The organism is Cyclobacteriaceae bacterium (genome assembly GCA_013141055.1).
Classification (GTDB): Bacteria; Bacteroidota; Bacteroidia; order Cytophagales; family Cyclobacteriaceae; genus ELB16-189.
Genome location: JABFRS010000001.1, coordinates 1,043,898 through 1,055,955, shown reverse-complemented (window position 1 = coordinate 1,055,955; position 12,058 = coordinate 1,043,898). Strand labels below are relative to the sequence as shown.

Below are 12,058 nucleotides of genomic sequence, written 5' to 3'. Positions count from 1 at the left end.
GGAACGTATTCTTCACATCATCAAATCTTCAAATTGAACTCAAGTCTCTATAGCGAAGATCTGGCACCAGTACCAGAGACCAAACGTACCTGGAATACCTGGAACTACGCTGCGCTATGGATCAGCATGAGTTTGTGCATTCCGACCTACATGCTTGCTAGTTCGCTGATTGAAGGTGGCATGAACTGGTGGCAATCTGTGTTGACAATTTTCCTGGGAAATACAGTAGTTCTTATTCCCATGATCTTAAATGGACATGCAGGTGCGAAATATGGAATTCCTTTTCCTGTTTTTGTTCGCGCAAGCTTTGGAACGACTGGTGCAAATATTCCTGCAATGCTTCGTGCGATAGTTGCGTGCGGCTGGTTTGGCATTCAAACCTGGATCGGCGGATTCTCTTTATACCAGTTGTTGAGATTATGGATTCCATCTTTGGAGACATTGCCACAGATCTTTCCGGATTCTTTTGGATTGCAGACTGGTCCGGCCATCACATTCATTCTGTTTTGGATGTTGAATATGTACGTAGTCTATCTCGGTGTCGATAGCATCAAAAAACTTTTGGTATTCAAAGCATTCTTTTTGCCGGTAGCAGCATTGGCGTTACTGTTCTGGGCAATTTCAGCCGGCAATGGATTAGGTCCGATACTTGAACAGCCTTCAAAATTTTCCAACACCACAGATTTCTTTACATTCTTCTTTCCTGCATTGACAGGCATGGTGGGTTTCTGGGCAACACTTTCATTAAATATTCCCGACTTTACGCGATATGCTGTAAGCCAAAAGGCGCAGATAAAAGGACAGATCATTGGGTTGCCACCATCGATGACGTTGTTTGCGTTTATAGGGGTAGTGGTGACTTCCGCGACAACCATTATATATGGTACTACGATCTGGGATCCATTAGTGCTGGCTGGTAAATTTGAAAGTAAACTTCTCGTTAGTCTGGCAATGATAGCGGTTGCCATTTCCACGCTGGCTACGAACATTGCTGCTAATATTGTCAGTCCTGCCAATGACTTTGCAAATCTGGCACCTTCAAAGATCAATTTTCGTCTTGGTGGATACATCACAGGGATCATCGGAGTTTTAATTTTTCCATGGAAACTTGTGGCGGATCCAACAGGATATATTTTCACCTGGCTTGTAGGTTATTCAAGTTTGCTGGGTCCGGTAGGAGGCATCATGATCGTTGATTATTATTTCATCCGGAAGCAAAGATTGAATGTTGATGAGCTTTACAATCCAAAAGGAATTTACAGTTTCAGGAGTGGATTCAACACTGCTGCATTAATAGCATTGATAATTGGAATCATTCCAAATATCCCTGGTTTTTTAACAACGATAAAATTGGTCTCTGTTGATACTTTTCCATTCTGGATTAATAACTTGTATAACTATGCCTGGTTTGTTGGCTTTCTGGTGAGTGGAGTTATTTACCGCATGCTAATGAAATCAGAAATAATTACTGAAGCTAAAGAAACATCGTATGTCGCTGCTCATTAAGAATGGAAGGATCATTACAGCCACGGATGATTATGTGGCAGATATTTTTATTGAAGGAGAAACTGTATCCGCGATTGGAAAGAATCTCAATGTGAAAGCTGATAAGGAGATTGATGCATCGGGATTGCTGGTAATGCCAGGTGGAATTGATCCGCACGTTCACCTGGATATGCCTTTTATGGGAACATTTTCCAGTGATTCGCATGAAACAGGTACAAGAGCCGCACTGCATGGCGGCACCACTACTGTGATTGATTTTGTTTTGCAAACACAGGGAAGTTCTTTAAAAGAGGCTTTGGCGGAGTGGAATTCAAGGGCAAAAGGAAATACCGTTGGAGATTATAGTTTTCATATGGCCGTTACGGATTTCAACGAGTCTACAAAAGCGGAGATCAAAACGATGGTGGAAGAAGAAGGTATTACTTCCTTTAAAACTTTCATGGCATATAAAGGAGCGCTGATGATCGATGATCGTCAGATGGTGGGACTGATGCAGGAGGTGAAAAAGCAGGGCGGTATGGTCACCGTTCACGCCACCAATGGAGATATGATTGATTTTCTGGTAGCGAAGCACAGAGCCGAAGGTAAACTTGCGCCATTGTATCACTACCTGTCTCAACCAGAAGTTACGGAAGCAGAAGCGAGCAATCGATTTGTCGAAATGATCAATTACACGGGATGCCCTGGCTACATTGTTCATCTTACCTGTGAGGGTGCTTTGAATGCTGTTCGTCTTGCGACCCGAAGAAATCAAAAGGTCTTTGTTGAAACCTGTATTCAGTATCTGATACTGGATGCGTCTTTATATGAGAAGAATTTTGAAGGAGCGAAATGGGTCATGAGTCCACCATTGCGTGAGAAGAAGGATCAGGCAACGTTATGGGCGGGCATTAATCAGGGACTTGTTCAGATTGTTGCCACCGACCACTGTCCTTTTAATTGGGAGCAGAAGAGAATGGGAGAGAAAGATTTTTCAAAGATTCCCAATGGTCATCCCGCGATTGAAAACAGAATGGAGTTGTTGTTCAGCGAGGGAGTTGCAAAAGAGAAAATAAGCTTGAATAAATACGTCGAAGTTGCGTGTACTAATCCGGCAAAGATCTTTGGAATGTTCCCCCGAAAAGGAACGATTGCCGTTGGAAGCGATGCTGACATTATACTCTTCGATCCAAAAGAAAAACACACACTTTCTGTAAAGACCCATCATATGAATGTTGACTATTCAGCATATGAAGGATGGGAACTGACCGGAAAAGTAAAGACTGTAGTACTCAGAGGATCTGTTGCTATTGATAAAGGAGAATGTTTAGTGAAGAAAGGATACGGAAAGTTTATCAAACGTGGCAAGGTGAAAAATTTCATTTAACACAAAACTCACAAAGTAATGGCTAGAAAGATTAAGTCAGGATTGATCCAGATGAGCTTACCAAAAACGGAGGGCGAAGGAACAATCTCTGAGATCATGGAAGCAATGATCCAGAAACATATTCCTTTGATTGAGGAAGCTGGTAAGAAAGGTGTTCAGATACTTTGCCTGCAAGAGATCTTCAGCACTCCCTATTTCTGTCCGGGACAGGATAAGGCATGGTATAACTCCGCTGAGTCAGTGCCAGGGCCAACTACGGAACGTCTTGCCGTGTATGCAAAGAAATACAGCATGGTGATTATTGTTCCTATCTATGAAAAAGAGCAGGCAGGTGTATTGTATAATACGGCAGCGGTCATCGATGCGGATGGAACATATCTTGGCAAGTATCGGAAGAATCACATTCCTCATACTTCAGGATTCTGGGAAAAGTTCTTTTTTAAACCAGGCAATCTTGGGTACCCGGTATTTCAAACGCGCTATGCAAAGGTGGGTGTTTATATCTGTTACGATCGTCACTTTCCGGATGGGGCCCGTTGCCTTGGATTAAACGGAGCAGAGATCGTTTACAATCCATCAGCAACGGTGGCAGGTTTGTCACAGTACTTGTGGAAACTTGAGCAGCCTGCGCATGCTGCGGCAAATGGATATTTTATGGGATGCATCAATCGTGTAGGCACTGAGAAGCCATGGAATCTGGGTAAGTTTTATGGATCATCATATTTCGTGGATCCACGGGGTCAGATATTTGCGCAAGCTTCTGAAGACAAAGATGAACTGCTGATAGGAGAATTTGATCTCGATATGATTGATGAAGTGAGAAGTGTATGGCAGTTCTTTCGCGACAGACGTCCTGAGACCTACGGTAAACTAGTTGAACTATAAGCAAACAATGCGTGGCGATCATAAATAACCGATTAACGGAAAAGCAATACGAGGAGAATTTCGGAGATATACATCCTCCGTTTGAATCCAAGGAGGCTGCATTGATTGAAGCCAATCGTTGCTTGTTTTGCTATGATGCACCGTGTACCAAGAGTTGCCCGACCAGTATTAATGTCCCCAAGTTCATTAAACAAATCACTACAGATAATGTAAAGGGTTCGGCACGCACAATATTTGAATCAAATATAATGGGGGCGGGCTGCTCGAAAGTTTGTCCTGTTGAAAAACTTTGTGAAGGTGCCTGTGTTTATAATCTCCTTGAAGAAACGCCAATTCATATTGCAAAACTTCAACGCTATTCTACAGAGATGGCGATGGGCAAGAAGTGGAAGCTTTTTGAACGCAAGCCATCCATTGGAAAGAGAGTTGCTATTGTAGGAGCGGGGCCTGCAGGATTGAGTTGTGCACATGTACTTTCCCGTGAAGGTGTGGATGTTACCATTTATGAGAAGGAGTCTCTTGGCGGAGGTCTGATGACCTATGGAATTGCAGCCTACAAAGTCACGCCGGAATTCTGCAAAGATGAAGTAGACTACATCACTTCAGTAGGTGGTATTGATATTAAGTACAGCCAGGAGTTGGGGAAGGATATTTCTTTGTCTGATCTGCAAAAAAATTATGATGCTGTTTATCTCGGAATTGGTGTTGGAGTTGCAAGACAACTGGATATTCCTGGTGAAGATGCAGAAGGCGTGATTGACGCCATTCGATTCATATATGACATCAGAACAAAAGGCTATTCATCGATACCGGTAGGGGATAAAGTCGCAGTAATTGGTATGGGCATGACCGCCATTGACGCAGCTACTCAAGCCAAAAGACTGGGTGCCAAGGAGGTAACATTGGTATACAGACGAACCCAGGAGGAGATGCCTTGCACGGAAGTGGAGCTTAACATTGCAAAGCTGGATGGATGCAATATTTTATGGCTCACAGCACCGAATAAAGTAATTGATAAGAACGGAAAGGTGTCACAACTTGAATGCAACATCATGAAGTTGGGTGCTCCGGATAAAAGCGGAAGAAGATCTCCTATTGCTACAGGGCAAACCATGTTGTTGGATGTTGACATGGTAATTAAAGCGGCTGGTCAGGTTCCTTTTGAGGAGTTGATTAAAAATAACTCGCTAAATAATAATTCTGGCAAGCTTGTCATTGACAAATCTCAGTCTACCAATCTCAAAGGTGTATTTGCAGGAGGTGATGCTGTCAATGGAGGTAAGGAAGTGGTGGATGCTGTGCAGGCTGGAAAAGATGGGGCGAAGGGAATTTTAAATTATTTAAACGCTGATCAGAAATAACTATGGCCGATTTATCCACTGACTTTCTGGGCATTAAATCTCCTAATCCATTCTGGTTAGCGAGTGCTCCTCCAACAGACAAGCAGGTAAATGTTTTGCGTGCTTTCGAAGCGGGATGGGGTGGAGTTGTTTGGAAAACATTAGGAAGTCAGGTGAAGAATGTTTCATCGCGGTATTCTTCAGTTGATTATAATGGAACCCGCATTATGGGTTTTAATAATATTGAATTGATCAGTGATCGTCCACTTGATATAAATCTCCGGGAGATTAAAGAATGTGTCAGACTGTTTCCGGATCGCGCTATGATCGTTTCATTGATGGCCGACAACAGTCGTGAGAAATGGCATGAGTTGATCAGTCAGGTGGAGGATACAGGGGCACATGGACTGGAATTGAATTTTGGTTGCCCTCATGGAATGACCGAAAGGGGGATGGGTGCGGCAGTGGGTCAGGATCCGGAGATTGCGAGAATGGTTGTGGAGTGGGTAATGGAGAAGGCAACAATTCCAGTGATAACAAAGCTGACGCCCAATGTTCATTCTGTCGTGCCTACTGGTAAAGCTTCAGTGGAAGCAGGAACGAATGCGCTTTCATTGATCAATACAATTCAATCAGTAACGGGTATTGATCTTGATACATTAGTTCCCAATCCAAACGTTGCTGGTAAGTCTGTATTTGGTGGATACTGCGGACCAGCTGTGAAGCCCATCGCATTGAAAATGCTTACCACGATCAGTCAGGATCCAACCACAAGAAAGGTTCCCATCTCTGGAATTGGTGGCATCAGTACATGGAAGGATGCTGTTGAATTTATGCTGCTGGGTGCAACTTCTGTTCAGGTGTGTACTGCCGCAATGAAGCACGGGTTCCGGATCGTGGAAGATATGTGTGATGGTATGAATAACTGGATGGATGAAAAGGGATTCAAGACGATCAACGATTTTATTGGAAAGTCTGTTCCGAATCTTACTCACTGGGAAGATCTTGACATAAACTATCATATCATTGCCAAGATCAGCCAGGATAAGTGTATTCACTGTGGACTTTGTTACATAGCCTGTGAAGATGGTTCCCATCAATCCATTAATCTGACACAGGGAATGCCTTACAATACCTACACGGTAAAAGATGAGGAGTGCGTAGGATGTAACTTATGTAAGCTCATCTGTCCGGTGGAGAATTGTATTACCATGGAAGTTCACCGGAAGGGTGATGAGTACCTCAACTGGAAAGAGTTCCAAAGGAAAGGGTTGCCTTTAAATGATCATTAGAAAATATAAAAGCGAAAAGGCTCATGCTTTTCGCTTTATACTTTTACTCACTTTTCACATTCTGCTTTTAAAAAGTCCAGCCAGGAGACCATTCCTTTCTCAAGATTTTTATTGAATGCTTTTTTAAATACTCCGGCCAGTAAACCTTCCATACTTTCTTCCACGAAGATTTGAGTTTTACCATCGACTTCTGTCAGCGTCCAGTTATGAATGGCAAGCAGTCCAAAGGTTTTACCAGTCCATCCTAATTGTGAACCTGGTTCGATCGTGTGCAGTGTCGAATGAATTCCTGCCCCTCCCGTTTTCCAGTCGAACGTAGTGCCAACCTTCAGCGGTCCGTTAAGCTTTGTCTTTGCAATGTCTTTTTGCCACGCAGGCCATTGGGCAATATTTGCCATGACATTCCATACTTCAGCTTTACTGGCGTTGATAGTAATTGTTTTGTTGCACTTTACCGGTGCCTGATTGTTAATGCTTTTCATAGTTGATTTTGTTTGAGCGACTGAACTTTGTAAAACCGCCAAACCAATGACGGTCAATAGAAATGATTTCGTGGACATGGTCGTTTTGTTTTTGACGACTCAAATATCCAGGTGAAATCAGCAGTTGCTCTTGACAAAAATCAAGAAGTCATGAAAGCGCTTTTTTTCTTAGGCGACTGAGGGTTTCTGGCGTCATTCCCAGCATGGAAGCCAGGTATTGAAGAGGTACTTGATTAAATAGTTCCTTATTAAACTTGAAGAGCTGGTTATAGCGCTCTTCTGCGGTCATTGATAGATGTGTGACAATCCGTTCTTCCAGCAGGGTGAAGCATCGTGCAATGAATAATTTTTCCAGTTCCGGCCATGCGGGAATCACACTTGCTATTTTTCGATAGCTGTTGCTGTCAATGATGAAGAGTTCGCAATCCGTGAGGGCTTGGATATTCCAACGTGCGGATTTATCGAACAGGAAGCTGGAAAGATCAACGACAAAATAACCTTTCGTAGAAATCCACTTTGTTACTTCCTTGTCGCCCACCAATAGAAATTCGCGAATGATGCCAGATTGTACAAACCCCAGACGATCTGACTTCTGACCTGCTTTGAGATAGTAATCCCCTTTTTTCAATTGTACAGGTTTGAAAAACGAACTGATCTTTGAAAGTTCTTCGAGACTGACGCCAAAGTAAGTTTGAATGTATTTTTCTAACTCTGACATTGCGAAATGAAAAGTAGGTTGAAAAACTTCGGCTCAGGATTGCCCTGAAATAGTTCCAAATAAAAAAGGTGATTTGATGGCTAAGGATTACTCAAGCATCAAATCACCAAATCAATGATCATCCAGGTAGTTAGTCCTGGCCAATCATCATGAACGCTCCCCAGAAAATCGGTTCGGGGTATTCCGTTCTCAGTTCTTTTTTGGCTTCCACAAAACTTTGTCTCATGTTGCCGCTTACCAGCCACTTCTTGTAGAAATTGAGGATAAGCTTTTGAGTAGCATCATCGTCAACTTTAAACATACTCATGATAAGCACTTTTGCTCCTGCCACAAAGAAGGCACGCTGTAAACCATAAACACCTTCACCGTTGGAAATTTCTCCCAGACCGGTTTCACAAGCGCTCAATACAACAAGGTCAGTTCGATCCAGATTCAGGCTCATTGCCTCATACGCTGTCAATACACCGCTTTCGATATTGTAGTTGTATGTGGTCTTTGCCAGGATATCACCAGCACCGGATAATAGAAGACCTGATTTCATCAAAGGATTTTCTGCCATCATGGCTTCGTTCTCTGTTAGAGTTTTTTGTAAGCTGGCATCCTGCGCTTTGGTATAAAATCCGTGTGTAGCGATGTGGAATATTCTTGGATTGTCAAGAAGCTTGACCTTGTCTTCGCTTGCACTGCCTTCCATGTATTCATCGGTGACCCAGCCCTTTTGCTTTAATAATTTCTGAAGTTCATCTACTTCCTTTTCAGTTCCCGGTAATTCCGCATACTGACGATCGGTCGATGCTGTGAGGTAGAAGGTAGGATTTCCAAACATGGAAGCATTATTAGTGCTGGTGGTGCCTGCAAATTTCGCTTTGGCTTTACGCATATACAGATCTTTTGTATTGCTCACCATTACGATGTTTGAGTTGTCAATAACATATTTCCCATCGGGTGTTGGAATCGCCTCGAGATTGATCTGATTGTAAACACCATCAGTGGAAATGTAAATCGTTGCGTATTGCCCGATCTCTTTTTGTATCGGCTCCCAGAATACTTTATAGGAATATTGATCAGGGATTTTACCTGTAATACAGTTTCTGTAATATTTAAAGTAGCGTGTTTCCATCCGGTGACCTTCCGGTAATTCTACCGCCTGTGGACGTCCTTTTTCACCTTTGACATACAAAGCAACATAGATGATCGAATCTGTAAACGTATGATTGAAGTAGCGATAGCGAACCATCTCGACTGCCACATCATTTTTTCCTAAGGCAGACTGAACATTTTCATACGTGATCCTCTTGTTCTCAAAGCTCTGACCGAAAATTTCAGACTTCTCACTTAGCTCACGTTCAAGTCGCTCGACCTCATTCCCCAGTGCAACAGGATCGATCCCATTATCCGTAAGCTGTTGTGTGCTCATTGATAATGCATTGGTGAGGAACTCTTTACGTTGAACCCAAAGGTTATAGCTCGCTTTCAGATTTTCATCTTTGCTGTTCAGGATACGTTCACGGATCTTGATAGAGCTGCTTAGTAAAAGAGCTTTTGTCAGCAACTGATAGTTATAAACTTTACCACTGAGATCGCGGAAGTCATCCAGTTGACCGAATGCAAGCGTGTTATAGAATTCAAAGTCGCCTTTGATCGTGTTCCAGTATTTTGCTTTTTCACGTTCGCTGAGTGCAGGGAAGAATTGCTTGATGAAATTCTCGTAGTTGGTCAACGCCAGTTCTATATTTTTCTTGGCGCCCTTGTAATCTTTCTCCATATAATAAACGCGCGCAAGCTTGGAGAGGATTTTCACATATTCAGGGTGGGTGTCACTGAAGAATTTCTCATATAAGTCTTTTCCCTTCTTATAGAATTCTTCGGCCTTATCATATTTTTTCAACTGATAGTACACATCTCCGGTCAATGCAAAAATAGAAGCTGCCTGGATGCTGTTTTTCCTTCCTGTCTTTAAGCGCCAGATAGATTCTGCCTGAGTAAGAGCGCTGAAGGCAAGATCATATTGCTTATTGGAGATATAGAGAATCGCGACGTTCTTTAAAATGTCGGCATACTGAGGATTATCTTTTCCTAAACGCGCCCCGATAATATCGCGGGCTTCTATCATTGTTTTTTCAACATCTTTTTTGCTGTCTCCTTTATAGAACTTAATAAGACTAAGCTGTGAAAGGGATTTGGCAACATCTATATGATTGCGTCCGAATTGTTTTTCCTGACTGGCGAGTGCTTTTAGAACGTTGTCCTGAGCTTTATCATAATCACCGATAGCATAGTCAATATCACTCAACAGCTTTTGAGTAGAAGCGGTTTTGGTCGACTTATCAGTATAGATAGTCGTGGCAATCTGATTTGCACGTAATGCAATCTTGTCAGCAGTTGTATAATCCCCTTGAGCAAGCAGGAGTTTTCCTTTATTGACAAGGGGCTCAATCAATCGCAGAGATTGAGGGCCATAAAGTTTTTCATATTCCTTAATGAGGTTATCCAGGATCTCGCTTGTCTCAGAATACCTTCCTAACTGAATGAACAAGCTTGAAAGATCCTGAGCGGTGGTGAGCTCATCGATTCCAAGAGGGCCTTCTGCTTTTGATATGATCTTGGATGATCTTTCCAATGCCGTCTCTGCTTCGTCGAATAGTCCTTTAATTCCGAAAAGGGAAGCCTGGGTATCAATGGCTTCCACCATGGCTCCCTTATACTTTTCTTCCTTTCTGACTTCTTCGAGTATGGTTAGAGCTAGTGTAATATTCTTATCGGCCTCTTCGTATTGACCCAGGCGAATATTGAGTTTTGCAATTCGTGTAAGCTCTTCGCCATATTTCGGATCTTTGTCTGAGAACTTGGCTCTCGCCACTTCAGCTGCTTTGGCAAGTGTGGATACTGCCTTTTTGTATTGATCATTCAATTCAAAATAGACGGCAGCATGGTTGAGGATGTTCAGATTGTCTTTTTGCCAGGGTCCAATCTGCTTTTCCAGAATCTTGAAATAGCTTTCGTCATAGATCTTTCCTGCTTCTGCGATGTTATTGGTGAAGTCAAGATAAAAATTGGCAAGTTGAAGGCGTGCGAGATGTGTTTCAGGAGCTGCAGCTCCAAAGAGCTCGGTCTTGATCTCGATAATGGATTTTAAATATCCTTCTACGTTCACATACTTTTTATCCTGAAGTGAAAGAGTTACAAGAAAATCAAGTATTTCCGTTGTGAGAATATTGTTCCTCGGAAGAGAGGTGGTGTTGGTTAAAAGTGCGTTCGCATCATTTTCCAGTTTCTTGGTCTTATCATTAGCAAGCTTCTTGTCAAATTCAACAGCCTTTAACCGAGCCTGGTAAATACTCTTACCAGGAAACTGCTTGTTGATCATCTTTTCATACTCGAGCTTGGTGTTATAGAATCGTGCAGTATTGTCTTCACGAAGCAGTTGTTTTAAGTATTCTTCATAGAGTTGAATTCCAAGATAATGAGTTGGTTTGAAGAATGATTTTAATACCAGAAGTGATCGGTCAAATTCAGCACTCTTTTCCATAACCTCAGCCATCTCATAGTCTATGAACATAAGTCCATAGTAATATTGATTTCTCACATAGGGTATAGAATGGTCTCCTGGATTTTTTCTGATCCATTCCTTTGCCTTACTGAAAGCCTGATCTGCCTTGACCTGATCTCCCTTACGGCTTAGCGTCATCGCTATGTCAGTAAGTAATCTAGCGTAGTCATCGAAGCGTTGGTCTAATTCCAGTTCAGGAATCTTCACGCTTTTCAATCCACCTTTACCATCAGAAATCGTCTCAGCCTTAACAGCCCTTCCTGCGAAATAGGAAACTCTGCTTTCTGCGAGTTCAAGTGCTTCATTATAATATCCCTGACCAGTTAATGTTTCAGTCATGATAAGATCCCAACGTGCTTTCAATGGATCTTTGAACCAGGTTCCCGCTTCAAGAATCTTTTTGGCATTATTCAGATACTCAGTCGCCACGCGGTATGAGCCATTCTGATTATAGAGTTCCGCAGCATCAATGAGAAGTGCGCCATGTTTTTCGCTGTTTTCTGTATTCAGCGTTTTGCTGGAGCTAAGTGCATTCTGAAGATTGAATTCAAAATCAACAGGCATCCCTGAAGAGAGATCATATTTTGCCAGAGAAAGATATATACCGGCAGTGTATTGATTCTGAGCGCCGAGCTTGGAATTGATTTTCTTTCGGATCTTCTCCAGATTTTTTCTCGCCCCTGCATAGTCACCAATTTTATAAGAAGCTTCAGCCTTTAGAAGGCCTTTGTCATATTTCGATTGAGCAAACAGCGTGCTCACACAAAAAACAAGTAGAAAAAGGGAGATCGTAATTTTCATTTTCATGCGATGATTTTTTAATCCAGGGTTCACATGGCGGGTAACCGCCTCGGTTGAGACTTCTAAAAAACTTAATCTTAAAGATACAGAATTTTGGAATTAGGAGTGCGGAATTTTT

Annotated in this window: 8 protein-coding genes; 5 read left to right on the top strand and 3 right to left on the bottom strand. The window is 42.4% G+C overall.

All coding sequences use genetic code 11. The annotated features are described in order from the left end of the window. Positions 1-24 precede the first annotated feature (24 nt). From HOP08_04535 to preA, 5 genes are read left to right on the top strand one after another with little or no spacing between them, the layout of a single operon-like run. The gene (locus HOP08_04535) at positions 25-1,506 is read left to right on the top strand and encodes an NCS1 family nucleobase:cation symporter-1 (protein NOT74174.1); all 1,482 of its coding nucleotides are present in this window, start codon (positions 25-27) and stop codon (positions 1,504-1,506) included. Continuing rightward, entirely contained in the window at positions 1,490-2,872 is a 1,383-nt protein-coding gene (gene hydA / locus HOP08_04530) for a dihydropyrimidinase (GenBank protein ID NOT74173.1), read from the top strand. Before HOP08_04535 ends, hydA begins: the two co-directional genes overlap by 17 nt. Positions 2,873-2,923: 51 nt before the next feature. Beyond that, a complete protein-coding gene (locus HOP08_04525; protein NOT74172.1) occupies positions 2,924-3,757 on the top strand; it encodes an acyltransferase in 834 nt (277 codons plus the stop codon). Between the two features lie 11 nt (positions 3,758-3,768). Beyond that, positions 3,769-5,118: an NAD(P)-dependent oxidoreductase gene (locus HOP08_04520; protein NOT74171.1), complete on the top strand. Its 1,350-nt coding sequence runs from the start codon at positions 3,769-3,771 to the stop codon at positions 5,116-5,118. Positions 5,119-5,120: 2 nt separating this feature from the next. After that, positions 5,121-6,389: an NAD-dependent dihydropyrimidine dehydrogenase subunit PreA gene (preA, locus tag HOP08_04515; GenBank protein ID NOT74170.1), complete on the top strand. Its 1,269-nt coding sequence runs from the start codon at positions 5,121-5,123 to the stop codon at positions 6,387-6,389. 47 nt (positions 6,390-6,436) lie between these two features. On the opposite strand, the gene HOP08_04510 is transcribed toward preA, so the two are convergent. The 3 genes from HOP08_04510 to HOP08_04500 all read right to left on the bottom strand — a co-directional run bounded on the left by HOP08_04510 (position 6,437) and on the right by HOP08_04500 (position 11,946). Beyond that, a complete protein-coding gene (locus HOP08_04510) occupies positions 6,437-6,871 on the bottom strand; it encodes a polyketide cyclase/dehydrase (GenBank protein ID NOT74169.1) in 435 nt (144 codons plus the stop codon). A gap of 148 nt (positions 6,872-7,019) precedes the next feature. Beyond that, complete coding sequence (locus HOP08_04505) at positions 7,020-7,589, bottom strand: Crp/Fnr family transcriptional regulator (GenBank protein ID NOT74168.1); 570 nt, start codon at positions 7,587-7,589, stop codon at positions 7,020-7,022. A gap of 130 nt (positions 7,590-7,719) precedes the next feature. Beyond that, positions 7,720-11,946, bottom strand: coding sequence for a CHAT domain-containing protein (locus HOP08_04500; protein ID NOT74167.1), 4,227 nt, complete (start codon positions 11,944-11,946; stop codon positions 7,720-7,722). Positions 11,947-12,058: the final 112 nt, after the last annotated feature.